Raw genomic sequence first — 24,090 nt, 5'->3', positions numbered from 1 at the left:
TGTCATTTAAGGAAATTTATTCTTGTTCATGTATCCTGCATGACTCTCACTAAAGACCTTTAAGTGATTAATGGTTTGTACTGGTTTACGGTTTTAGCTTTTAACCGCTCATGTGGCGGAAGATTTGATTCAGTTCCGATTTAATGATGCGAAGAACAGAATTGGAAGAAAACATTCTATAGGAGGATATAAAATGACAAAATATATTTTTGTGACAGGTGGAGTAGTTTCTTCCTTGGGAAAAGGGATAACGGCCGCTTCTTTAGGTAGATTATTAAAAAATAGGGGATTGAATGTTACAATCCAGAAGTTTGACCCTTATATCAACTTGGATCCAGGTACGATGAGTCCATACCAACACGGTGAAGTGTTTGTAACGGATGATGGTGCTGAAACGGATTTGGATTTGGGGCACTATGAGCGTTTCATTGATATCAACCTTGGCAAACACAGCAATGTGACTACAGGCAGAATTTATTCAACGGTCCTGAGAAAAGAACGCCGTGGCGATTATCTAGGTGGAACAGTTCAAGTCATTCCCCATATCACGAATGAAATTAAAGAACGGGTTTTCCGTTCAGGCAATGAAACGAATGCCGATATAGTCATCACTGAAATCGGCGGTACTGTAGGGGATATCGAGTCTCTTCCATTCCTTGAGGCGATTCGCCAAATCAAGAGTGATATCGGCATCAATAATGTTATGTATATCCACTGTACACTGGTTCCTTACATCAAAGCTGCTGGTGAAATGAAAACAAAACCGACACAGCATAGTGTAAAAGAATTACGCAGTCTAGGCATTCAGCCTAATATCATCGTTGCACGTACAGAAAGTCCAATTTCACAAGATATGAAGGATAAAATTGCTTTATTCTGCGATATCGATAAAAATTCCGTTATCGAATGTCTTGATGCGGATACTCTTTACTCCATCCCTCTTGCGCTTCAAGCACAAAATATGGACCAAATCGTTTGTGATCACTTGCAATTGGACTGCGGCGAAGCGGATATGGAAGATTGGAAGGAACTAGTCAAAAAGGTTACTTCTTTATCAAAGAAAACAAAAATCGCTTTAGTCGGAAAATATGTTGAATTGCAAGATGCTTATCTTTCTGTAGTGGAAGCACTTAAGCATGCAGGTTACGCATTTGATGCAGATGTTGAAATCGATTGGGTGAATTCCGAAGATGTAACAAAAGAAAATGTTGCTGAACTTCTTCAAGATGCAGATGGAATCCTTGTCCCAGGCGGTTTTGGAGACCGTGGAATCGAAGGGAAAATTGCAGCGACCGAATTTGCCCGCACGACGAAAAAACCATTCTTCGGAATTTGCTTAGGCATGCAGTTGGCGTCCATTGAGTATGCTCGCAACGTCCTGGGATTGCCAGAAGCTCATTCAGCTGAGATTAATGAAGATACTCCAGATCCAATCATCGATCTTCTTCCTGAACAGAAGGATGTAGAAGATTTGGGCGGTACACTGCGTCTTGGTCTGTATCCATGTAAGCTTATCGAAGGAACTAAAGCATACGAAGCGTATAATGACGAGGTTGTTTATGAACGTCACCGTCACCGTTATGAATTCAATAACCACTACCGTCAGGCAATGGAAGAGGCAGGATTCATCTTCTCAGGTACTAGTCCGGATGGCCGTCTAGTTGAAATCGTTGAATTGAAGGATCATCCTTGGTTTGTGGCTTCTCAATTCCATCCGGAATTCACGTCACGTCCTAACCGTCCGCAGCCGCTATTCCGTGACTTTGTCGGTATGTCTTTAAAGCGCAGCGAAAAACTTTAATAAAAAAAACAGCCCATGGGCTGTTTTTTTTTTAGATGAATAATCATTCTTCTTCATACTCATTTATGATTTCTTCAAGAGTGAATTTAATCCCATAATAAGCGAAAAGAGCGGCAATGAGGGTAGGATACCCATATCGATTTCCGGTTTCATCAGGAATCAATCCCCGTTGGATACGTAAATCAATATGAACGTCTGCCAACTCCAAAAGAGAATCTTCTTCAGAAGGGACGGATGTAGAAACCGCAACAAATGGGATATCTTTTTCCTTGAGTTGTTTTGCCAGCAACAATGCTTCTGCATCATCCGAATGGCGGCTGAATATGAGAAATCGATCTTCCCTGGAAATAGTTTCTCCTGATTCATATCTTTTTACCTTCGGAAAGGGTTCTGCCCCATCCAAAGCCTCGGCAGTGACACCCTGCATTTCACCAAAACCATGAATGTACACAGCACCGTCCCCAACCGCAGCCTGAGCCAGCAAGCGTCCGGCATCCTCCATTTCAAAAGCTTCATTTTCAATCATTTTCTTGAATAAACCGCTTATCTGTGTCGAAAAAATTTTTAACATGGTCAGGGACTCCTTTAAAAAATAATATACTTATTATAAAGGAGTTTCCTTTGCAATGACAGGTTTCTGGGATTTTGATCCGGAAGGGCCGAATTTACTAAATCGGTCGAAAAAACAAAAAAATTAAAATTCCTCTTAGCCATACAGCAGGAATTTTGTTACAATTATCGAATATGAACAATAAATGCGTTGGACCTAAAAGTCTATGACGCAATCTAGGTAACTACCCTTTTTCGGGTAATATGGCCGTATAGGCCAATATATTTAATGGATGAATCGGGATGGGGAGAGGTGATAAAATGCCAGGGAAAATATTGATTGTTGATGATCAGTTCGGAATTCGTATTTTATTGAACGAGGTTTTACATAAAGAAGGGTATGAAACATTTCAAGCCGCTAATGGCATTCAAGCCTTGGATGTGCTAAATAATCATTCACCTGATCTTGTATTGCTGGATATGAAGATTCCGGGAATGGATGGCATTGAGATCTTGAAAAGGATGAAAGTCGTCGATCCGGACATCCGGGTCATAATCATGACGGCATATGGTGAACTTGATATGATTCAAGAAGCAAAGGATTTAGGTGCAATGACACACTTTGCAAAGCCGTTTGATATTGATGATATTAGAAAAGCCGTTCGTGAATACTTACCGATTCAATCAAGTTAAATGTCTTCAAAATTTAATATTACTGATGGAGTAATTGCTGCGGCTATCTTTTTTTAGATGGGCCGTGTTTTTTTGGAATAAAATTTGAGGCTCGGTATAGTGTATTTGTTGCTGTTTTTTTGATGTATTGATATGCTAAAAGAGGAGAGATATTCTGATTTATAAGCGTATGCTACTTTCGTTTTAGGGAATATCTAGAAAGAATTAACTTTAAAAATAATAACATCCACTAGTAGGAGGAAATCAAATGCCTTTAGTTTCTATGAAAGATATGCTGAATAAAGCCCTTGATGAAAAATATGCAGTAGGTCAATTCAATATCAACAACCTTGAATGGACACAAGCTATTCTAGCTGCTGCAGAACAAGAAAAATCTCCAGTCATCCTTGGTGTTTCCGAAGGTGCTGCCCGCCATATGGGTGGTTTTAAAACGACTGTGATGATGGTTCAAGGATTGTTGGAAGACATGAAAATCACTGTTCCTGTGGCCATTCACCTTGACCATGGTTCAAGCTATGATAAATGTAAGGAAGCTATCGAAGCCGGATTCACTTCAGTGATGATCGATGCTTCACATCATCCGATCGAAGAAAATATCGAAACAACCAAGAAGGTTGTCGAATTCGCTCACGCACGGAATGTTTCAGTTGAAGCGGAAGTGGGCACGGTTGGCGGACAAGAAGATGATGTAATTGCTGATGGAGTCGTATATGCAGACCCTCAAGAATGTGAACAGTTGGTTAAAGAAACAAATGTCGACTGCTTTGCTCCAGCTTTGGGATCCGTTCACGGACCATACAAAGGTGAACCTAACCTTGGGTATAAAGAAATGGAAGAAGTGCGGGATTTAACGAATAAACCTCTTGTTCTTCATGGCGGTACAGGCATCCCTACGAAAGATATCCAAAAAGCGATTTCGCTTGGAACATCAAAAATCAATGTAAATACGGAAAATCAAATTGTATTCACAAACGCGGTTCGTGAAATTCTGAATAACGATTCTGAAGTGTACGATCCTCGTAAATACATCGTTCCTGGCCGTGAAGCGATTAAAGAAACTGTCATCGGCAAAATCCGTGAATTCGGTTCTAACGGCAAAGCATAAATTCAAACTTAACATAAGGGTTCCATCCCTTTAAATGTAAGATGATAAAGGCAATATTCCCATTGGGGGGGCTCCCCCCTAATGGTTTCTTTTAGATGCAGGGCTGAATCCGGGCTCTATTTTTAGAACAATTAGAATTCAGATGCATATAGGAACTAAAAAATCGATTACATACGGAGGATATTTTATGAAATTCTTTATAGATACAGCAAACATGGAAGAAATCAAACAAGCGCATGAACTTGGCGTTTTAGCAGGTGTTACGACTAACCCATCCCTTGTTGCTAGGGAAAAGGGAGTTTCTTTCCATGACCGGCTAAAAGAAATCACAAGCCTCGTTAAGGAATCCGTTTCTGCTGAAGTCATTGCGCTTGATTTTGAAGGAATGATGGCAGAAGCCAAGGAACTAGTTGCGATTGCACCGAATATCACGATTAAAGTGCCAATGACTCCGGACGGCTTGAAGGCTGTTTCAGCACTTACAAAACAAGGTGTCAAAACAAATGTCACCCTTATTTTCAGTGCAAACCAAGCATTATTGGCAGCTAGGGCAGGAGCAACTTATGTATCGCCATTTTTAGGTCGCTTGGATGACATCGGCCAAAATGGTTTGGATCTAATTTCGGATATTGCTGACATTTTTGCGATTCATGATATCAATGCCGAAATCATTGCAGCTTCCATCCGCCATCCGATGCATATTACTGAAGCGGCTCTTAAAGGGGCACATATTGCAACGATCCCTTATAAAGTTTTAATTCAATTATTCCACCACCCATTAACGGATAAAGGAATTGAAGCATTTTTGAACGATTGGAATTCACGTACTGAAGCATAATGCCTTGCCGCTAAGTCGCTATAGATTGCACCGTTTAAATAAAATTAACATAAATTAGAAATTTTTCTCTTTTTTTTACATGAATTTTTTACTTTTGTGTAAACTAAAGAACTAGATAGTAAATGTTGTCGGATTATGCAATTTTCTTGTGGTAAAATATTACTTTTTGGAAGTAGCTTCTAAGTGCTTAGCGTGGAAGGGAGTTTATTATGGAAAAACTTAAAATTGCCGGTGGCTATCCTCTAAAGGGAAGCATTCGTGTCAGTGGAGCAAAAAATAGTGCGGTCGCCCTTATTCCTGCAACAATTTTAGCGGACTCTCCCGTAACGATTGAAGGCCTGCCTGATATCTCGGATGTACAGATGCTGAAAGCGTTAATGGAGGAGATTGGCGGTGAGGTATCCTTTGATGAAGGAGAGATGACAGTCAACCCCAGCAGGATGATTTCAATGCCTCTTCCCAATGGAAGGGTCAAGAAGTTACGTGCCTCTTATTATTTAATGGGGGCAATGCTGGGTAAATTCAAAAAGGCAGTGATTGGCTTGCCTGGAGGCTGCCATTTAGGACCTCGCCCGATAGATCAGCATATTAAGGGGTTTGAAGCACTGGGCGCACAAGTGACGAATGAACAAGGAGCCATTTACCTTAGGGCGGACGAGCTAAGGGGAGCACGCATATATTTGGATGTCGTTAGTGTAGGGGCAACAATCAATATCATGCTTGCTGCCGTTTTGGCCAAAGGCCGCACTGTGATAGAAAATGCTGCGAAAGAACCTGAAATCATCGATGTTGCCACATTGTTGACCAATATGGGAGCGAAAATAAAGGGTGCAGGCACGGATATCATTCGTATTGATGGTGTGGAAAGTTTACATGGGTGTAAGCATACGATCATACCGGATCGGATTGAAGCCGGCACTTTCATGATTTTAGCTGCTGCTGTCGGAGAAGGAATTCTGATTGATAATGTCATTCCCCAGCATTTGGAGTCATTGACTTCCAAATTGAGGGAAATGGGGATTAATATTGAAGCGGGTGATGACCAGATATTTGTCTCACCGGGAGAACAATATAAATCCGTTGATATCAAGACATTGGTTTACCCTGGATTCCCAACGGATCTTCAGCAACCTTTCACTTCCCTCTTAACAAAAGCAACCGGTTCTAGCATGGTCACTGATACGATATACGGGGCACGATTTAAGCATATTGATGAACTGCGCCGCATGAATGCGAAGATAAAAGTTGAGGGCAGAGCGGGCATCGTCGATGGTCCTGTCCAACTTCATGGAGCAAAAGTGAAGGCAAGCGATTTACGTGCCGGAGCGGCTCTTGTAATTGCCGGTTTAATGGCTGAAGGTATTACAGAAGTGACCGGGCTTGAACATATAGATCGCGGATATAGCCATCTTGTTGAAAAACTTTCAGGTTTGGGAGCAACGATTTGGCGTGAAGAAATGACGCAAGAAGAAGTGGAGCAGCTTAAAAGCTGATCCCTTTTCTTGTCACCTCATTGTGTTACTATATATGATATAATGTGTTATACTAATATATAAATAAATCATGCTAGTGTACATGAGGGGGAACCGGAAATGGAAAGAAGTTTATCGATGGAGCTTGTCCGCGTAACTGAGGCGGCGGCACTGAATTCTGCTCGTTGGATGGGAAGAGGAAAGAAAGACGAAGCAGATGATGCAGCAACAACTGCAATGCGGGATGTTTTCAATACTATTCCCATGCAAGGAACGGTTGTAATCGGTGAAGGGGAAATGGATGAAGCGCCAATGCTTTATATTGGCGAAAAACTTGGTACCGGTCTTGGGCCACTAGTGGATGTTGCGGTTGATCCATTAGAAGGAACGAACATCGTTGCATCCGGCGGCTGGAATGCATTGGCTGTATTGGCGATAGCCGATAAGGGGAACTTGCTTCACGCCCCGGATATGTATATGGATAAAATAGCTGTCGGACCAGAGGCTGTTGGTCAGATTGATATCAATGCCTCCGTGTTGGACAACCTGAAAGCTGTAGCCAAGGCAAAAAATAAAGATATTCAAGACGTGGTTGCAACAGTATTGAACCGCGATCGTCATTCGAAGATCATTCATGAACTTCGTGAGGCAGGGGCACGTATCAAGCTGATCAACGATGGAGATGTAGCGGGAGCCATAAATACGGCCTTCGATCTTACCGGTGTTGACATCTTATTCGGATCTGGCGGAGCTCCAGAAGGAGTTATCGCAGCCGTTGCCTTGAAATGCCTTGGAGGGGAAATTCAAGGCAAGCTCGTTCCTCAAAGTGATGAAGAAGTGGAACGCTGTGGTAAAATGGGCCTTGATTTAGGAAGAGTCCTCAGAATGGAAGACCTTGTTCGCGGAGATGATGCAATTTTTGCTGCAACAGGTGTGACTGATGGAGAACTTTTACGCGGAGTACAATTTAAAGGGCATTACGGCGAAACACAATCCGTAGTCATGCGTGCTAAATCTGGTACCGTTCGTTTCATTGATGGTCGTCACAGTCTTAAGATTAAACCGAATGGTTTGATTGACTGATAGCGTTTTTTAGAAAAATCACTTTTAAAAAGCGAGCGGTTTCATCGCTCGCTTTCTTTTTTAAAAAATTTAAGTTGAATAATTAAAATAAAAAAAGTAAAATAAAGCTTGGTCTACTATTAATAATTTAAAATCTGCCCTTTCACTCCAAACTTCAAGAAGCCTTCAATTAATTTTCTTCTTTACATGTAAAAATGTATCATCCTTTCTAAGAAAACTCTGGTCGGGTACATGGATTGCGGTTTTTCTTCCATCTAACAAACCATTTCTTTTTCAGTATGGGTGAAAACGTTTAATTAATAAAAGTGTGGTGTCATAATGAATTTAACTATTTCTAATTTAGAAAACATGAAACTAAAGGATCTCTATGAGCACGCGCGTGAATATAAAGTTTCCTATTACAGCAAACTTTCAAAAAAGGAACTTATTTTCGCTATCCTGAAAGCACAAGCTGAGCAGGATGGTCTCCTATTCATGGAGGGCGTTTTAGAAATCATCCCTTCAGAGGGCTTCGGTTTCCTGCGTCCAATTAATTATTCTCCAAGCTCGGAGGATATTTATATTTCTGCTTCACAGATCCGCAGATTCGATTTGCGAAATGGAGATAAAGTGTCCGGTAAGGTAAGGCCTCCAAAAGAAAACGAGCGCTATTATGGATTGCTGCATGTTGAAGCAGTCAATGGCGATAATCCGGAATCGGCAAAAGAGCGTGTCCACTTTCCAGGTTTAACACCGCTGTATCCAAACAGGCAAATTAAACTGGAAACGACACCGAAGAACTTATCGACCAGGATTATGGATGTCCTGGCACCGGTCGGTTTTGGACAGCGTGGGCTGATCGTCGCACCGCCAAAAGCCGGTAAAACGATGCTCATCAAGGAAATTGCCAATGCGATAACCACAAACCATCCCGAATCGGAATTGATTGTGCTGTTGATCGATGAACGCCCGGAAGAAGTGACAGACATTGAACGTTCCGTCGCAGGAGACGTGGTAAGTTCAACGTTCGATGAAGTGCCGGAAAACCATATCAAGGTGGCTGAGCTGGTGTTAGAACGAGCCATGCGCCTTGTGGAGCATAAACGGGATGTCATCATTTTAATGGACAGTATCACTCGCCTAGCCCGTGCTTACAACCTTGTCATTCCGCCGAGCGGGCGTACACTATCAGGGGGGATTGACCCTGCTGCATTCCATCGTCCGAAACGCTTTTTCGGTGCGGCGAGGAATATCGAGGAAGGCGGCAGCCTGACGATCCTTGCTACAGCATTGGTAGATACGGGTTCAAGAATGGACGATGTCATTTATGAAGAATTTAAAGGTACGGGCAATATGGAGCTGCATCTAGATCGTGCCCTTGCCGAAAGAAGGATCTTCCCGGCAATCGATATTCGTCGTTCAGGCACGCGTAAAGAAGAATTGCTAATTCCGAAAGATCGCCTGGATAAACTATGGGCCATCAGGAAAACGATGTCAGATTCACCTGATTTCTCGGAGAAATTCCTTCGCCGTCTAAAACAGACAAAAGGTAATGAAGAATTTTTCAGTAAGCTGGATGAAGAGATGTCAGAAATGAAAAAGGGGCCGGCGAGCGTAAAACGTTCTTAAACCCTGTAAGAAACAAACAGTTGCACAACTAGTCTTAAGTTGTTATAATGAGTTCATGTGTTTTTACAATAAATGTGAGGGTGTTTTTCCCTCAACTTGAAGTATATAACTCTGTTTCGAATGATTCAGGGCATAAGGAGCTGAAAAGAATGAAAACTGGAATTCATCCAAATTATAAGCTTTCAAAAGTAATTTGCTCTTGCGGAAACACTTTTGAAACTGGTTCAGTTAAAGAAGAGATCAAAGTTGAGACTTGTTCAGAATGCCATCCATTCTACACTGGTCGTCAAAAATTCGCTGAAGCTGGCGGACGTGTTGATCGTTTCAACAAAAAATACGGTATTAAATAAGCCGGACTTTTTAAAAAACAGGCAAGTATTTTTCTTGCCTGTTTTTTCTTTTCCATAAACAAGTAAGAATTTATATAAAGCCGGGTCGACTTCAATTATGGCCAAGGGATCGACAGGTGGAAGGGAGTAGCTGTTTCCATGTATGTAATGAAACAAACAGGCTGGATCGAGCTTATTTGCGGAAGCATGTTTTCGGGTAAATCTGAGGAATTGATTAAACGAGTCAGCCGTGCTCAATTTGCTAAAGAGCAAATAGCTGTATTTAAACCAGCTATTGATAATCGCTATGCGGAAGAGGCTGTCGTATCACACAATGGCTCTTCTGTGATGGCAAAACCGATTGCCCATTCAACGGATATCTTTAAGTATTTGGACAAGCCCTTGGATATCATTGCAATAGATGAAGTGCAATTTTTTGATCATGAAATTATCGGGGTTGCCCAGCATCTTGCGGACAGCGGTTATCGAGTGATTATGGCTGGACTCGATCAAGATTTCCGAGGTGAACCATTCGGTCCTATGCCTGTACTATTATCGCTGGCAGAATCGGTGACTAAGCTGCAGGCTGTATGTGAAGTGTGCGGATCACCTGCGAGCAGGACACAGCGCTTGATAGATGGGGAGCCGGCCTCCTATGATGAGCCGATCATCCTTGTGGGTGCATCGGAATCATACGAGCCCCGCTGCCGCCATCATCACGAAGTTCCGGGTAAGCAGGCTGTTGGGATTAAAGAACATATTTGAATGATGGTGCCCTAAGATCCAATGAGATCGCAGGGTGCTTTTTTTATGCGGAAAAGTGGAAAAACTGTCGGAGTTATTCAGGTGGCCTGACCAATACATGGAAGGGAAATAAAAGATAAATATTGCCCCGTTTTGGGTAGGCTAACGAGGAAATGTTCTTCTTAACCAATCAAAATGGAGGGAAAAAATATGAAATCAAAACTGCTTATTATGACGGCCTTTCTGCTTGCTGCACTAACGGCATGCGGTCAAAATGACAATGCAATAAATAATGATTCGGAATATGGCGATCAATCCCGGGACGGCAGGGATTTTGTTGGCAATGGTTTAAATCAAGTATCCAATAATGATTGGGACAATGAAGCGGAACGGCCATCGGATCAAATCCTCAACACACCGCATCATACATCCAATAATTCTCCATCCATGGGGCAGCAAATTGATGAAATCCGCGGAGTCATTGAATCGGAAACTAATTATGAGGCAGGTTCCGTTTGGTTTAATGGAAATACCATACATGTTACGGTCCATGATAAAGGCAAAATCAAGACGGAAAAAGAGAGAAATAAGGAAATGCAGCGAATACAAGGCATGATAAACAGGGTTGTGCCTCAATATAATGTAGATGTCAAATTAAACAAATAACGACATTTTTGAATCTCTTTGACGTTGATTATTCACCTATACTATAATTAACCTAGAAGTGAACTGAGCTGGGGCACTGAGCTACTTATTTATAGTTAAAAAAGATGGATTACTTCCAATTCGTTTCAGATGTTTTGGAAAATTTATGAGGTGAATAATTTGTTTGATCGATTGCAAGCAGTAGAAGATAGATATGAAAGATTGAATGAACTATTAAGTGACCCGGAGATCATTAATGACTCCAAAAAGCTAAGGGAATATTCTAAGGAGCAATCCAGCATACAAGAGACCGCATCGACTTATAAAGAATACAAAGCGGTTCGTGAGCAACTCCAGGAGGCAAAGGCGATGCTGGAGGAGAAACTTGATTCGGATATGCGTGAAATGGTAAAAGAAGAGATCAATGAACTTGATGAGACCATACAAGGCCTTGAGGATAAACTGAAAATCTTGCTTATTCCTAAGGACCCTAACGATGATAAAAACGTAATCATGGAGATCCGGGGAGCGGCTGGCGGAGATGAGGCGGCCTTATTTGCAGGCAGTCTATACCGGATGTATAGCCGTTTTGCCGAGGTGCAGGGCTGGCGGACTGAAGTCATTGAAGCAAGTCCTACAGGGCTTGGCGGCTACAAGGAAATCATATTCATGATTAATGGCAATGGCGCTTATTCAAAATTGAAATTCGAAAATGGAGCTCATCGCGTTCAGCGAGTACCTGAAACTGAATCAGGCGGACGGATTCATACATCTACAGCCACGGTTGCCGTTTTACCCGAAGCTGAGGAAGTGGAAGTTGAAATCCATGATAAGGATATTCGTGTCGATACCTTTGCATCGAGCGGTCCTGGAGGGCAAAGTGTCAATACGACAATGTCTGCGGTGCGCTTGACTCATATTCCGACGAATACGGTTGTATCCTGTCAAGATGAAAAATCACAAATCAAGAACAAAGAAAAAGCAATGAAGGTTTTGCGTGCCAGGGTGTACGATAAAATCCAACGCGAAGTACAGGCGGAATATGATCAAAATAGGAAGCTTGCCGTTGGAACGGGAGATCGATCTGAAAGGATTCGCACTTATAACTTCCCGCAAAACCGCGTTACCGACCACCGTATTGGTTTAACGATTCAAAAGCTGGATCAAATCATGGAAGGTAAGCTGGATGAAGTGGTTGATGCATTAATCATGGAAGACCAATCTTCAAGGCTGGAAAATGCAGATGAGTAATTCTGCAGTGAAAGTATTTGAAGCCCTTAAATGGGCTTCTTCTTTTTTAAAGGAAAATGATCGTGATGCCAATGCTGGGGAAATCCTGTTACAGCACTTTTTAAAACAAACTCGCTCCCAAATGCTGGCCAACCTTCATGATGAGCTTAGTGAAGCGGATTTTGGGCAATTTAAGGGCGCTATTGAGCTGCATGCTAAGGGAACGCCCATCCAATATATAATCGGCAGTGAAGAATTTTATGGACGGACCTTCTTTGTGAATGAAGAAGTGCTCATACCGAGACCTGAAACAGAAGAATTGATTTATTATACATTACGTAAACTCCCGGCCATTTTTATGGAGGGACAGAAGCTTCATTTAGCTGATATTGGGACCGGCAGCGGCGCAATCGCCATAACGATGAAACTTGAAAAATCAAATCTGTTGGTGACGGCCACGGACATAGCGGAACCATCGCTTGAGGTGGCGAGGAAAAATGCAGAATCACTTGGTGCCGAAGTGCAGTTCATGCAAGGTGATTTGCTTTTGCCTTTCATGAACATGAACCAGAAGGTGGACATCCTTTTATCGAATCCGCCATATATACCAGATGATGATCATAAATCCATGTCAGTAGTCGTGACAGGACATGAACCACATCGTGCATTATTTGCCGGTATCGATGGGTTGGATTTTTACCGCCGCTTTATGGAGCAGTTACCTTTGATCATGAAGGTGCCAGGGCTGATCGGTTTTGAAGTGGGCACTGGACAGGGTAAGGCGGTTGCCGATTTATTGAAGCGAACCTTTCCTGCCGCAGAAGTATCCATTGTAAATGACATAAATGAAAAAGATCGTATGGTCTTTGCTGCATTAAAGTGATCCGTCTCCTTCGAGACGGATTTTTTTATGGGCACCCTCCTCATTATCCTTTGGAATCTATATTTCCAGCTATCAACTTTTTTTATTTTTACTAGTTTAAGATAGCTGGAAAATGGTGAGACTAATTCATGTGAGGGGGCGAAGGCGATGAAAACAAAACATTTAGCCATTATCTATCTATTAATCTTAACTATAGGAACGATCGTAAGTATATATATGCCTAAAGCGGAGATGGTCGGTGCAGAAGATACGAAGGTGATCCCGGATGAGGCGATTCGTCTGCGGATACTTGCTAATAGTGATGCAGAAAAGGATCAAGCGGTTAAACGGCTTATTAGGGATAAGGTAAATGAAGATATCACAAAGTGGGTCGAGGAGCTTACTTCTTTGGATGAAGCGAGGGATGTGATCACCTCGCATCTACCGGATATCCAAGCGACGGCTGAGGCAGTTATAAAGGAACAGGGTTTGGAGCAGTCAGTAAAAGTCGATTTTGGACAAGCGGAATTTCCGACAAAACTCTACGGGCAGTATTTATATCCGGCAGGGGATTATGAAGCAGTGATTATCACACTTGGTGATGGGGAAGGCGCTAATTGGTGGTGTGTTCTATTTCCGCCATTATGTTTCTTGGATTTTTCAAATGGGACGGCTGTAAGTCAAAGTCCGATTGTCGAGGAAGAAGATGCAGGATCCCTGACTTCGGATGGGAAGGCGTATGCTGCAACGAATGAAGAGAGTGAACCTGTTGCGGAGGAAGTGGTTGAAGAAGAAGAGCTGGTTGAAAAGGAAAAAGGACCGGAGGAAGTAGTTGAAGAAGAGGTAATGGAGGAGAGCGTAAAAGAGGAAGTACCGGAAGAAACCGTAAAAGAAGAGGTTGTTGAGGAAGAGGTAAAAGAAGAAGTGACAGAAGTAAAAGATAAGGAACAAGTGACAGAGGAAGTCATTGAAGGGAAAGTTGAAGAAAACAAGGTTGAACTTGCGGCATCCAATGAACAAGGTCAACAATTATATGAAGGGGAAAAGGAGCCTGAGGTGGAAGTGAAGTCCTTGTTTGCAGAAATATTCAATGATCTATTTTAAAAAGGGGGCAGCGGCCCTTTTTTTACTTTCAGATAATTATAAAAACATATCCACAGGGTTATTAACAAAAAATCAAAAAAATCTGTCATTAATCATTAATATCCACAAACTTATCCACGGATTCGATATGGTTATCCCCAATTTGTGGATAACACTTGAATTATGTGTATACTTCTTTTATACTTTCAAAGTATCTTTTAAGTGAAATTAGTACGTTAAATTGAAAATATCGTTCATATTAAAGCGATTATATAAAATAAGAAATGTTAAAAGGCGATGATGTTCAAGATGAAAACGAAAATTTGGTCAGTGGATAAAAATGTGGATAATTTACAAAGTTATCCCCAGATTACACAATCAGCTGAATTATTAAAGGCTAACCAAGTGGTTGCTTTTCCTACAGAGACTGTTTATGGACTAGGTGCGAATGCCAAAAATGACGAGGCGGTCCAAAAAGTGTTCGAAGCAAAGGGGCGTCCGAGTGATAATCCTTTAATCGTTCATATAGCCTCAGAAGAGCAGTTGTCAGGTATTGTAGAAGAGATTCCGGAACAGGCCCGGAAGCTAATGGCAGAATTTTGGCCGGGTCCTTTGACTTTGATAATGAAACGAAAACCGGGCCAGCTATCAAATCTTGTGACAGCTGGATTGGACACGGTGGCTGTCAGGATGCCGGATCACCAGGTTGCCCTAGGTCTTATTCGTGCGAGTGATTTGCCCATTGCCGCTCCAAGTGCAAATACTTCCGGTAAACCAAGTCCCACTTCAGCAAAACATGTTGAAGATGACTTGATGGGCCGGATTGCAGGCATAGTCGATGGCGGGACCACGGGTGTGGGTGTAGAATCCACAGTACTTGATTGCACTGTTGAAGTCCCTGTTATATTAAGGCCCGGCGGAGTGACCCTGGAACAGCTGGAAGCTGTGATAGGGGAAGTCCGGCAAGATGTCGCTTTGAAGAATCAGGAAACGGCGCCGAAAGCCCCGGGCATGAAATATACCCACTATGCTCCGAAGGCCCCTCTATATTTAGTCAAGGGTAATCAAGCTTTCCTTCAGAAGCTTGTGGATGAAAAAAGAAGTGATGGGTTAAAGGTGGGCATCATAACGGCTTATGAACATCAACAGGATTATAAGGCGGATTATGTGGTTGCCCCAGGTTCGTTAGCTGATTTACATACTGTTGCCACAGGCTTATATGATGCTTTAAGACAGTTTGATGAGCTGGAGGTCGATGTCATTTTTAGTGAAATGTTTCCTGACCATGGAATAGGAGCTGCGGTCATGAACCGGCTTGAGAAGGCTGCAGGTCATCAAATCATCAAGGAACATGTGTAATAAGGACTGATTAATTCTTCTATTTCTTTTCGGACATGCATAACATGTAGTAGGCACGTCCGAGGGAGGATTGGAATGAATACATTTGCTGGAGAAATCATCACCTTATTGCTAATGGCATTCGCGTTGGGAATGGATGCCTTTTCAGTCGGCCTTGGAATGGGAATGTTTAAGCTAAGGTTGAGGCAAATTCTTTTTATAGGGCTGACAGTTGGCTTTTTTCATATTTGGATGCCCTTGCTTGGAATGGGGGCAGGCCGTTTCATTTCAGACAAATTCGGGACCTTCGCTACTTACGCCGGCGGTCTATTGTTGATCATTCTTGGTATACAGATGTTTATCCCTCGTAAAAAGGATGGAGCTGGTGTCAGGGAAAATAATATGCTGGCTCCTGTCGGGAAAGGTCTATTCATTTTTGCTTTAGGGGTAAGCCTGGATAGCTTCTCGGTAGGATTAACCCTGGGGATTTACGGTGCAAAAACGATTTTAACCATTCTTTGCTTTGGGTTTGCTGCCACCCTATTAACGTGGGCAGGGCTTTTGCTGGGTAGAAAAATGCAGGGTTTGCTTGGCGTGTATAGTGAGATTCTTGGTGGAAGCATCCTATGTGCGTTTGGGTTGAAATTATTGTTCTCTTTTTGAGCCGCTTGACTTCATATCTATCCTTCCTCAACTGTTCCGATTACCGGGGCGGTTTTATTTTTTCCTAAGACATGATGAGAGTGATTTTTTTGACTATAATAAACGGGCGATAGCTTATAATGAATAAAAAAGGAGGCGTCATAAATGATCCGAGTATTATTTGTATGTACAGGCAACACATGCAGAAGCCCGATGGCAGAAGCGATATTGAAAAATAAGAATATTGCGGGCATTGAAGTGAAGTCCGCTGGCGTGTATGCTTCATCAGGCCAGGATGCTTCGACGCATGCTAAAAATGTATTGGTTGAAAATGACATAGTGCATAATCATCATTCAACGCCTTTATCCGAGAAGGAGATGGAATGGGCAACTCATATTTTCACCATGACGGAAGGGCATAAATCACTCATTACCCGTGCATATCCCCAGATGACCGATAAGACTTTTACTTTAAAAGAATTCATTATTGACGATAAATATGATAAAGACATAATAGATCCGTTTGGCGGTTCTGAAGGCATTTATCGGGAAACGTTCAGGGAGCTGCAGGAATTAATAGATGAACTAGTCAAAAGGCTTAAAAAGTAAACAGGGTACATAATGTGGTTGCTGCAGTAAAAGATATTACTAAGCTTGTTGACCGTCAATTGGAAAGTGTATGATCAAGGCAGCACAAGAAGGTGCTGCTATTGCAGAAGAAACATCTGCTGGAGCGGAAGAAGTGACGGCTGTCACAAGCGAGCAAGCGATAGTCATGGAAAATGTCGAAAAATCGGCAATGGAACTTAAAGTGCAAGCGGAAAAGTTAAACAGAAACCTTTCCCGCTTCACACTTGACATTTTACAGCAGGAAACCGGAGTCGGTTTCCTGCTTCTTTGCGATGAAAAAGGATGGACATCCTTTATCTTTTCATAATTTTGTGACACAATAAAATCAAATGTAAAAGCTAGAGGAGGATTATGATGAAAGTTGCGATTGCTTCGGATCATGGTGGTATACATATCCGTGAAGAAATAAAGAATTTATTGAATGAGTTACAGATTCCATTTGAGGACTTTGGCTGTGAATGCAGTACGTCGGTGGATTATCCTGATTATGCCTTGCCGGTTGCTGAAAAAGTGGCAAGGGGTGAGTTCGATCGGGGCATTTTAATCTGTGGAACTGGAATCGGAATGAGCATTGCTGCTAATAAGGTCAAAGGAATCCGATGTGCTTTGGTTCATGATGTCTATAGTGCGAAGTTGACCCGTCAGCATAATGATACCAATATGTTAGCGATGGGGGAGCGTGTCATTGGCCCGGGTCTTGCCAGGGAAATTGCCCAAACATGGCTTACTTCGGAATTTGAAGGCGGGCGTCATCAAAACAGGATCGGTAAGATTGCGGAGTACGAAGGTAAGCACAGCTAATTCTTATGGTTTTTGGAGAGTTCCGATAGCAAGTTTTCTTATTGAAAGGATGCGTTTTCATGACAAGTGATGCTACATGTTCAAATGAGCTTGAGATATGGGAAAACCAGTTTCGGGAACTTTTACATGAGTTTCAAGAGCAGACAGCTTTAAAAGAGAAACAGCTACTGGTTATCGGCTGCAGTACAAGTGAAGTGATCGGGAAAAGGATCGGTACTGAAGGGACGCTCGATGTTGCGGGGATGATTTTTTCCGTAGTGAGGGATTTTCAAGGAAAAACGGGTGTTCAGGTTGCATATCAATGTTGTGAGCACCTAAACAGGGCATTGGTTTTGCAAAGGGAAACCGCGATTCGATATGATTATGAAGAAGTTTCGGTTGTACCTGTAAGAACAGCTGGGGGATCGATGGCGACGTACGCCTATCAGCAATGGAAAGATGCAGTCGTCGTTGAACATATCAAAGCGGATGCGGGGATAGACATTGGAGACACATTCATTGGCATGCATCTGAAGCATGTGGCGGTTCCGATTCGCTCTGCCATTAAAGAAATAGGACATGCTCATGTGACCATGGCAAAAACCCGCCCAAAACTGATTGGCGGGGAACGGGCCGTTTATCAGGACATCTCTGAAAACAAGAGTTGTACTTAAGATAATTGAGACAGCATTTCTCGGATGGGGAATGCTGTTTTTTAATAGAATCTGAGCAAAATCGTAAAGCTCAAGATAAGGTTCACAAGAAAAATTTTTATTTTGTAGTGCTAATAGAATGGAGATTTCGCTCATTAAATATAGGGTGAAAGGGCTATTTACCATGATTTTGATGTCAAATACGAACGTTTTTAAATATAAAAACATTTAATGTTCGATAAAATTAGACTATCACTTCTAAATTAGACATGTTAAAATGGAGTAGAATTTTCTAATAATTATTGGTAAGGCTTTTTCATGCTTTTCTGAAGGCATGTTGCACATAAATACTAAAAAGCGAATCACGCACAATTTGAGGAGGAATTACGGAATGAATCGTTTAGCAAAGCAAGATGAGCAAGTGTTTAACGCAATTCAACTGGAATTAGGGCGTCAAAGAAGTAAAATTGAGCTTATTGCTTCTGAAAACTTCGTGAGTGAAGCTGTCATGGAAGCGCAAGGGTCGGTCTTGACTAATAAGTATGCAGAAGGATACCCTGGAAAACGTTACTATGGCGGATGTGAGTATGTAGACATCGTTGAAGATCTAGCACGTGAGCGTGCGAAAGAAATTTTCGGCGGGGAGTATGTGAACGTACAGCCTCACTCTGGAGCTCAAGCCAATATGGCCGTTTACTTTACAGTGCTTCAAACCGGCGACACCGTGCTTGGGATGAACCTTTCGCATGGAGGTCATTTAACACATGGAAGCCCAGTTAACTTCAGTGGTGTTAACTACAATTTCGTTGAATATGGTGTAGACGAAAAAGATCACCGTATCGATTACAATGATGTATTGGAAAAAGCTCGTCAGCACAAACCGAAATTGATCGTAGCGGGTGCAAGTGCATATCCACGGGAAATTGATTTCAAGCGATTCCGTGAAATTGCAGATGAGGTCGGAGCTTATTTAATGGTCGATATGGCACATATCGCAGGTTTGGTTGCGGCTGGATTACACCAAAGTCCAATTCCTTATGCTGACTTTGTAACGACAACTACTCATAAAACACTTCGCGGACCGCGCGGAGGAATGATCATCTGTAAAGAAGAATTCGGTAAGAAAATTGATAAATCCATCTTCCCTGGAATTCAAGGCGGTCCATTGATGCATGTTATATCCGCTAAGGCTGTTGCATTCGGCGAAGCGCTTCAAGATGATTTTAAAGTGTATGCACAACAAATCATCGACAATGCTAAACGTCTGGGCGAAGGTTTGAAGAAAGAAGGGTTCACCCTTGTTTCTGATGGAACGGACAATCACTTGATTCTTCTTGATGTGCGCTCTACTGGATTAACGGGAAAAATCGCAGAGCATGTTTTGGATGAAATCGGTATTACCGTTAACAAAAATGCGATTCCTTATGACCCGGAAAAACCATTCGTTACAAGTGGTATTCGTATTGGGACTGCGGCAGTGACATCACGTGGCTTCGGATTGGAAGACATGGATGAAATAGCTGCAATCATCGGACTTGTTTTGAAAAATAATGAGGACACAGCTAAACTTGAAGAAGCAAAACAGCGTGTTGAATCATTAGCTAACAAATTTGAATTATATCCTTCATTGTAATATTCTTGAGCCGCTCCCTTCTATAGGGAGTGGTTTTTTTATACCTTATGGGAATCCGTATGTGAGAAGAATCCGAATAGTGAAAATAGGTCTGACATCTAAACCTTTATTGAAGATTGAAACGTTTTTCTGTAAAATAGGTTGAAGTGAATTTAAAAAGACACGAAAATTTTTCTATTCGATTAGGGAAATCATAAAAAAGCGCAAAACTAAGCAATGGAATTGGAGAGATGCTAAATGGGAAAAGTTTATGTTTTCGATCACCCGTTAATTCAACACAAATTAGCCTATATACGTGATATAAATACAGGAACAAAAGAATTCCGTGAACTGGTGGATGAAGTCGCTTCATTGATGGCATTTGAAATCACGAGGGATATGCCGCTGGAAGAGGTGGAAATCCAAACGCCTGTAAGCACGGCGAAAGTGAAAATGCTTTCTGGTAAAAAAGTAGGAATCGTCCCGATTTTACGTGCAGGCATAGGGATGGTGGACGGAATCATTAAGCTGATTCCTGCTGCAAAGGTCGGACATGTTGGTCTTTACCGTGATCCTGAAACATTGAAACCTGTTGAATATTATGCGAAAATGCCAAGTGATTTAGCTGAAAGGGAATGCATTGTCGTTGACCCGATGTTAGCCACTGGCGGATCAGCCATCGAAGCGATCCATTCCATTAAAAAGCGCGGTGCAGTGAATATTAAATTCATGTGTTTGATTGCAGCTCCAGAGGGTGTGGACGCATTAAAAGAAGCCCATCCGGATGTTGATATTTATATTGCTGGCCTTGACGAAAAACTGAATGAACATGGATATATCGTTCCAGGTCTTGGAGACGCAGGAGATCGTTTATTCGGCACAAAATAAGGAAAGAAGCTGAGGTGTCACGAATGAACAAACCGATAAAAGTCATGACCATTTTCGGGACGAGACCAGAAGCTGTCAAAATGGCTCCCTTAGTACTCGAATTTCAAAAACACCCAGAACATTTCAAGCCGATCGTTGCTGTTACGGCTCAGCATCGCCAAATGTTAGATCAAGTTCTCGAACTATTTTCCATTCAGCCGGATTATGACTTGGACATAATGAAGGAAAGGCAAACGCTTGCTGACATTACAACAAGAGCATTAAATGGTCTTGATTCCGTAATGAAGGAAGCTGAGCCTGATATCGTTCTTGTACATGGAGATACAACCACAACATTCGTCGCAAGTCTGGCTGCTTTTTATAATCAGATTGTCATTGGGCATGTAGAAGCAGGGCTGCGCACCTGGAATAAGTATTCCCCCTATCCGGAAGAGATGAATCGACAGCTTACCGGTACGATGGCGGATTTGCATTTTGCGCCGACTTCGAAAGCGGAGGAGAATCTGCTTAACGAAAACAAGAAGGATAATATTTTCGTGACGGGAAATACGGCAACCGATGCTTTAAAAACGACTGTGCGGTCCACGTATTCCCATCCGGTTTTAAATGGACTTGGAGAAGACAGGCTCATTTTGCTTACCGCCCATCGCAGGGAAAATCTAGGGGAACCCATGAGGAATATCTTCAGGGCCGTGAAGAGAATCATTGCTGAGCATGATGATATTCAAGTGGTATATCCTGTCCATTTAAATCCTCTTGTTCAGGAATTGGCGAACGAAATTCTCGGGGACGATCCGCGGGTTCATTTGATCGAGCCGCTGGATGTTTTGGATTTCCATAACTTCGCTTCAAGGGCCTATTTGATTTTGACTGATTCTGGAGGAATCCAGGAAGAGGCACCGTCACTTGGTGTACCTGTCCTGGTTTTAAGGGACACGACTGAACGTCCTGAGGGGATAGCGGCTGGAACCTTAAGATTGGCGGGTACTGATGAACAAACCATTTATAATTTGGCACATGAATTGCTCACGGATCAAGAGGTGCACGAAAAAATGTCCAAAGCTTCAAATCCATATGGGGACGGAAACGCTTCGGTCCGCATAGCTGAAGCCATCCGTTACTATTTTAAGCAAGTAAATATGCCGCCAACTAGATTTGAATCGTAAAAAAGGAAAAGCCATGCGCTTTTCCTTTTTTTATTTGCATACTCCAAGGTTGTTGAGAAAAGATAATTGCTAAGGGGATGATTATGTTGGGAAAGAAATTGTTTTTAGTGTTTGTTTTCCTTTTTGTATTTATTTATCAAAATGAAAAGGGGTTCGCATCCGTCATTCTGCCGCCTTTACCAAAACTATCAGAATCTAAGGAAGTGACGGTTGTTGTCACGATGGATAAGGAGTTTCAACGAAAAAAGATCGAAAAACTGCTTGAAAAATATCCTTCCCTTCAATTACGGAATGTTTATTCGGTCGCCCTGAATGGATTTTCCCTTCATGGGAAGATGAATGAGATAGAACAACTTAAAAAGGAGGACGAAATTCAGGCTGTAACGGAAGTATCCGTTTATCAAGCTGTGTTGGATGAAAGTGTCCCATACATAGGAGGAGGCAGGGTCAGGGGTTTCTTTGATAAGGAGAATCACCGGATAACCGGGAAAGGGGTAAAAGTAGGGATAATCGATACTGGCATCGATTATACACATCCAGATTTGCAACGAGCTTATAAGGGCGGGAAGGATCTTGTTGATGGTGATGAAGCCCCGATGGAAACCAAAAACCAAGGCGACCTGGATACATTACACGGTACACATGTGGCAGGCATCATTGCAGCCAATGGAAAAATGAAAGGTGTCGCACCAGAGGCGGAGATATATGCATATCGAGCTTTGGGACCAGGTGGAGCAGGAGATACGGATCAAGTCTTGACAGCTATTGAGTCAGCCATGAAGGATAAGGTGGATGTATTGAACCTCTCTCTTGGCAATAACGTCAATGGCCCTGATTTGCCTATCTCCCTTGCATTGAATAAGGCTGTGGAAAGCGGAATAGTTGCCGTGACATCAAACGGGAATTCCGGTCCGGCTGTATGGACCGTCGGTTCACCCGGAACAGCGGAAAAAGCGATTTCCGTTGGGGCATCGACTCCTCCCTTAAGGGTTCCGTATATGATTTACGGACTTGGATCGAAAAAGCATCAATCGCATTTAACCTTGTTTCAAGGCTCTAAAAAATGGAACCTGACGTTTTCCGAGGATGTCATATATGGGGGACTGGGTAATAAAAAAGACCTGAAACATGTTCGGGATAAGATTGTTTTGATGGAACGTGGCACACTTACCTTCCAGCAGAAAGTATCCAATGCAGAAAAGGCAGGTGCAAAGGGGGTAATTGTTTATAATAATACGAGCGGGACCTTTACTGGAAGCTTGGAAAAGGAAATGGACATCCCAGCTGCTTCTATTAATAGAAGAGATGGATTGCAGCTTAAGCAAATCATGGAGCAAGGGCAGAGCAAAACCGTACAATTTGTTTATAAGAACGAGCAGGATAGGCTCGCGGATTTTAGCTCAAGGGGCCCGGTAACCGTATCATGGGGAATAAAGCCTGACGTATTGGCGCCGGGAGTGGAAATTAAAAGCACCGTTCCTAAAGGATATATGTCCTTGGATGGAACAAGTATGTCCGCACCGCATGTTGCCGGAGCAGTCGCATTAATCCTGCAAAAACACCCGGATTGGACTCCTGATCAAGTGAAATCTGCATTGATTAGCACTTCAAAGCCATTGAGGAAATCTGCGAATCAATTTTATCACACATATGAACAGGGGGCTGGACGCATTCAGGTCGACGAAGCATTAAAAGCGGACACGCTCTTGAATCCTAGCTCATTGTCCTTTGGAATGTATACAAAGAAAGAAGGAATTGAAGAGCATCATGAAACGATAGTTATAGAAAATACCGGAACGAAAATGAGGAAGTACTCTTTCATGGTCCCATTAAAGGAAACGGGACTCACTTGGGAATTGCCGAAATCCCTTACTTTGAATCCGAAGGAAAAGAAAAAGATTAAAGTGGGACTGCAGGTCAACCCAGCCGAGCTTAAAAAGGGGGTCTTTGATGGATACCTCATTATAATGGAAGGAACCAAAAGAATATCACTTCCTTATTTATATGTAAAAGAAGAGCCTGATTATCCAAGGGTAATGGGATTTGATTTTGGCCAAGGAGACCAGGAAGGTACATATCGATACGAAATGTACCTTCCGCGTGGGGCTGAAGAATTCGGTATTGCCCTTTATGAGGAAGATAGCTTGAAATTCGCTGGATATTTGGATTGGTCGAGATCGGCACCTTCCGGTTTGATCAAAAGAGATGTATTGAAAAAAGACTTGCCGACTAAAGGAGTGTATAAAGCGATAATCTTTGCGAGAAGGGGCGGAAGGGAAGATCGGATAGAAAAGACGTTACTTATTGAGTGAACAGACGACAATAAGTAAAATAAAACG

24 protein-coding genes are annotated in these 24,090 nt (G+C 42.3%); 23 read left to right on the top strand and 1 reads right to left on the bottom strand.

Annotated elements, in window-relative coordinates; all coding sequences use genetic code 11:
• The first annotated feature begins 193 nt into the window (after window positions 1-193).
• Entirely contained in the window at window positions 194-1,801 is a 1,608-nt protein-coding gene (pyrG, locus tag ABC374_RS24655; RefSeq protein WP_101223854.1) for a CTP synthase, read from the top strand.
• 43 nt (window positions 1,802-1,844) lie between these two features.
• On the opposite strand, the gene ABC374_RS24650 is transcribed toward pyrG, so the two are convergent.
• On the bottom strand, window positions 1,845-2,372 hold the full coding sequence (locus ABC374_RS24650; RefSeq protein WP_350300694.1) for a DUF2529 domain-containing protein: 528 nt from the start codon (window positions 2,370-2,372) through the stop codon (window positions 1,845-1,847).
• Between the two features lie 299 nt (window positions 2,373-2,671).
• Here ABC374_RS24650 and ABC374_RS24645 point away from each other — a divergent pair, with 299 nt between their 5' ends.
• The 22 genes from ABC374_RS24645 (at window position 2,672) to ABC374_RS24540 (ending at window position 24,063) form a co-directional block, all read left to right on the top strand.
• Complete coding sequence (locus ABC374_RS24645; protein ID WP_101223852.1) at window positions 2,672-3,043, top strand: response regulator; 372 nt, start codon at window positions 2,672-2,674, stop codon at window positions 3,041-3,043.
• Window positions 3,044-3,290: 247 nt separating this feature from the next.
• The gene (locus ABC374_RS24640) at window positions 3,291-4,148 is read left to right on the top strand and encodes a class II fructose-bisphosphate aldolase (protein WP_413020026.1); all 858 of its coding nucleotides are present in this window, start codon (window positions 3,291-3,293) and stop codon (window positions 4,146-4,148) included.
• A 187-nt stretch (window positions 4,149-4,335) separates the two neighbouring features.
• Window positions 4,336-4,986 carry a fructose-6-phosphate aldolase gene (gene fsa / locus ABC374_RS24635; RefSeq protein WP_063234171.1) on the top strand — a complete coding sequence of 217 codons (651 nt, stop codon included), beginning with the start codon at window positions 4,336-4,338 and terminating at the stop codon, window positions 4,984-4,986.
• A gap of 209 nt (window positions 4,987-5,195) precedes the next feature.
• On the top strand, window positions 5,196-6,479 hold the full coding sequence (murA, locus tag ABC374_RS24630; protein ID WP_101223850.1) for a UDP-N-acetylglucosamine 1-carboxyvinyltransferase: 1,284 nt from the start codon (window positions 5,196-5,198) through the stop codon (window positions 6,477-6,479).
• A gap of 99 nt (window positions 6,480-6,578) precedes the next feature.
• Window positions 6,579-7,541, top strand: a complete 963-nt coding sequence (gene glpX, locus ABC374_RS24625) for a class II fructose-bisphosphatase (RefSeq protein ID WP_214744235.1) — start codon at window positions 6,579-6,581, stop codon at window positions 7,539-7,541.
• A gap of 318 nt (window positions 7,542-7,859) precedes the next feature.
• Window positions 7,860-9,149 (top strand): transcription termination factor Rho, encoded by a 1,290-nt coding sequence (rho, locus tag ABC374_RS24620; RefSeq protein WP_034315849.1) that lies wholly within the window; start codon window positions 7,860-7,862, stop codon window positions 9,147-9,149.
• Window positions 9,150-9,298: 149 nt separating this feature from the next.
• On the top strand, window positions 9,299-9,499 hold the full coding sequence (gene rpmE / locus ABC374_RS24615) for a 50S ribosomal protein L31 (protein ID WP_034315847.1): 201 nt from the start codon (window positions 9,299-9,301) through the stop codon (window positions 9,497-9,499).
• A 138-nt stretch (window positions 9,500-9,637) separates the two neighbouring features.
• Window positions 9,638-10,243: a thymidine kinase gene (locus tag ABC374_RS24610; RefSeq protein ID WP_034315845.1), complete on the top strand. Its 606-nt coding sequence runs from the start codon at window positions 9,638-9,640 to the stop codon at window positions 10,241-10,243.
• Window positions 10,244-10,432: 189 nt separating this feature from the next.
• Window positions 10,433-10,888 (top strand): hypothetical protein, encoded by a 456-nt coding sequence (locus ABC374_RS24605; protein ID WP_350300692.1) that lies wholly within the window; start codon window positions 10,433-10,435, stop codon window positions 10,886-10,888.
• Window positions 10,889-11,047: 159 nt separating this feature from the next.
• Window positions 11,048-12,118 carry a peptide chain release factor 1 gene (gene prfA, locus ABC374_RS24600; protein ID WP_350300691.1) on the top strand — a complete coding sequence of 357 codons (1,071 nt, stop codon included), beginning with the start codon at window positions 11,048-11,050 and terminating at the stop codon, window positions 12,116-12,118.
• Window positions 12,111-12,980 (top strand): peptide chain release factor N(5)-glutamine methyltransferase, encoded by an 870-nt coding sequence (gene prmC / locus ABC374_RS24595; RefSeq protein ID WP_350300690.1) that lies wholly within the window; start codon window positions 12,111-12,113, stop codon window positions 12,978-12,980. Before prfA ends, prmC begins: the two co-directional genes overlap by 8 nt.
• Before the next feature lie 147 nt (window positions 12,981-13,127).
• Window positions 13,128-14,063: a stage II sporulation protein R gene (gene spoIIR, locus ABC374_RS24590; protein WP_413020025.1), complete on the top strand. Its 936-nt coding sequence runs from the start codon at window positions 13,128-13,130 to the stop codon at window positions 14,061-14,063.
• Window positions 14,064-14,351: 288 nt separating this feature from the next.
• Window positions 14,352-15,401 (top strand): L-threonylcarbamoyladenylate synthase, encoded by a 1,050-nt coding sequence (locus tag ABC374_RS24585; protein WP_350300688.1) that lies wholly within the window; start codon window positions 14,352-14,354, stop codon window positions 15,399-15,401.
• Window positions 15,402-15,476: 75 nt separating this feature from the next.
• The gene (locus ABC374_RS24580) at window positions 15,477-16,043 is read left to right on the top strand and encodes a manganese efflux pump MntP (protein ID WP_413020023.1); all 567 of its coding nucleotides are present in this window, start codon (window positions 15,477-15,479) and stop codon (window positions 16,041-16,043) included.
• A 144-nt stretch (window positions 16,044-16,187) separates the two neighbouring features.
• Entirely contained in the window at window positions 16,188-16,631 is a 444-nt protein-coding gene (locus ABC374_RS24575) for a low molecular weight protein arginine phosphatase (protein ID WP_413020022.1), read from the top strand.
• 70 nt (window positions 16,632-16,701) lie between these two features.
• The gene (locus tag ABC374_RS24570; protein ID WP_413020021.1) at window positions 16,702-16,959 is read left to right on the top strand and encodes a hypothetical protein; all 258 of its coding nucleotides are present in this window, start codon (window positions 16,702-16,704) and stop codon (window positions 16,957-16,959) included.
• 47 nt (window positions 16,960-17,006) lie between these two features.
• Complete coding sequence (rpiB, locus tag ABC374_RS24565; protein ID WP_034315832.1) at window positions 17,007-17,453, top strand: ribose 5-phosphate isomerase B; 447 nt, start codon at window positions 17,007-17,009, stop codon at window positions 17,451-17,453.
• 59 nt (window positions 17,454-17,512) lie between these two features.
• Window positions 17,513-18,106, top strand: coding sequence for a TIGR01440 family protein (locus ABC374_RS24560; protein WP_413020020.1), 594 nt, complete (start codon window positions 17,513-17,515; stop codon window positions 18,104-18,106).
• Window positions 18,107-18,476: 370 nt separating this feature from the next.
• On the top strand, window positions 18,477-19,718 hold the full coding sequence (locus ABC374_RS24555) for a serine hydroxymethyltransferase (protein ID WP_098864408.1): 1,242 nt from the start codon (window positions 18,477-18,479) through the stop codon (window positions 19,716-19,718).
• A 237-nt stretch (window positions 19,719-19,955) separates the two neighbouring features.
• Complete coding sequence (upp, locus tag ABC374_RS24550; RefSeq protein WP_101223839.1) at window positions 19,956-20,585, top strand: uracil phosphoribosyltransferase; 630 nt, start codon at window positions 19,956-19,958, stop codon at window positions 20,583-20,585.
• Window positions 20,586-20,608: 23 nt separating this feature from the next.
• Window positions 20,609-21,751, top strand: coding sequence for a non-hydrolyzing UDP-N-acetylglucosamine 2-epimerase (gene wecB, locus ABC374_RS24545; protein WP_413020018.1), 1,143 nt, complete (start codon window positions 20,609-20,611; stop codon window positions 21,749-21,751).
• Window positions 21,752-21,834: 83 nt separating this feature from the next.
• Complete coding sequence (locus ABC374_RS24540; protein WP_413020017.1) at window positions 21,835-24,063, top strand: S8 family serine peptidase; 2,229 nt, start codon at window positions 21,835-21,837, stop codon at window positions 24,061-24,063.
• The last annotated feature ends 27 nt before the right edge of the window (window positions 24,064-24,090 follow it).

Origin of the sequence: Peribacillus phoenicis, assembly GCF_047238085.1 — a bacterium.
GTDB lineage: Bacteria > Bacillota > Bacilli > Bacillales > DSM-1321 > Peribacillus.
This window is presented reverse-complemented; position numbering and strand designations above follow the sequence as displayed.

Bases quoted from the DNA above. Each gene is read 5' to 3' on its own strand.
- pyrG (WP_101223854.1), top strand. From the start codon at position 194: ATGACAAAATATATTTTTGTGACAGGTGGAGTAGTTTCTTCCTTGGGA.
- ABC374_RS24650 (WP_350300694.1), bottom strand. From the start codon at position 2,372: ATGTTAAAAATTTTTTCGACACAGATAAGCGGTTTATTCAAGAAAATG.
- ABC374_RS24645 (WP_101223852.1), top strand. From the start codon at position 2,672: ATGCCAGGGAAAATATTGATTGTTGATGATCAGTTCGGAATTCGTATT.
- ABC374_RS24640 (WP_413020026.1), top strand. From the start codon at position 3,291: ATGCCTTTAGTTTCTATGAAAGATATGCTGAATAAAGCCCTTGATGAA.
- fsa (WP_063234171.1), top strand. From the start codon at position 4,336: ATGAAATTCTTTATAGATACAGCAAACATGGAAGAAATCAAACAAGCG.
- murA (WP_101223850.1), top strand. From the start codon at position 5,196: ATGGAAAAACTTAAAATTGCCGGTGGCTATCCTCTAAAGGGAAGCATT.
- glpX (WP_214744235.1), top strand. From the start codon at position 6,579: ATGGAAAGAAGTTTATCGATGGAGCTTGTCCGCGTAACTGAGGCGGCG.
- rho (WP_034315849.1), top strand. From the start codon at position 7,860: ATGAATTTAACTATTTCTAATTTAGAAAACATGAAACTAAAGGATCTC.
- rpmE (WP_034315847.1), top strand. From the start codon at position 9,299: ATGAAAACTGGAATTCATCCAAATTATAAGCTTTCAAAAGTAATTTGC.
- ABC374_RS24610 (WP_034315845.1), top strand. From the start codon at position 9,638: ATGTATGTAATGAAACAAACAGGCTGGATCGAGCTTATTTGCGGAAGC.
- ABC374_RS24605 (WP_350300692.1), top strand. From the start codon at position 10,433: ATGAAATCAAAACTGCTTATTATGACGGCCTTTCTGCTTGCTGCACTA.
- prmC (WP_350300690.1), top strand. From the start codon at position 12,111: ATGAGTAATTCTGCAGTGAAAGTATTTGAAGCCCTTAAATGGGCTTCT.
- spoIIR (WP_413020025.1), top strand. From the start codon at position 13,128: ATGAAAACAAAACATTTAGCCATTATCTATCTATTAATCTTAACTATA.
- ABC374_RS24585 (WP_350300688.1), top strand. From the start codon at position 14,352: ATGAAAACGAAAATTTGGTCAGTGGATAAAAATGTGGATAATTTACAA.
- ABC374_RS24580 (WP_413020023.1), top strand. From the start codon at position 15,477: ATGAATACATTTGCTGGAGAAATCATCACCTTATTGCTAATGGCATTC.
- ABC374_RS24575 (WP_413020022.1), top strand. From the start codon at position 16,188: ATGATCCGAGTATTATTTGTATGTACAGGCAACACATGCAGAAGCCCG.
- ABC374_RS24570 (WP_413020021.1), top strand. From the start codon at position 16,702: ATGATCAAGGCAGCACAAGAAGGTGCTGCTATTGCAGAAGAAACATCT.
- rpiB (WP_034315832.1), top strand. From the start codon at position 17,007: ATGAAAGTTGCGATTGCTTCGGATCATGGTGGTATACATATCCGTGAA.
- ABC374_RS24560 (WP_413020020.1), top strand. From the start codon at position 17,513: ATGACAAGTGATGCTACATGTTCAAATGAGCTTGAGATATGGGAAAAC.
- ABC374_RS24555 (WP_098864408.1), top strand. From the start codon at position 18,477: ATGAATCGTTTAGCAAAGCAAGATGAGCAAGTGTTTAACGCAATTCAA.
- upp (WP_101223839.1), top strand. From the start codon at position 19,956: ATGGGAAAAGTTTATGTTTTCGATCACCCGTTAATTCAACACAAATTA.
- wecB (WP_413020018.1), top strand. From the start codon at position 20,609: ATGAACAAACCGATAAAAGTCATGACCATTTTCGGGACGAGACCAGAA.
- ABC374_RS24540 (WP_413020017.1), top strand. From the start codon at position 21,835: ATGTTGGGAAAGAAATTGTTTTTAGTGTTTGTTTTCCTTTTTGTATTT.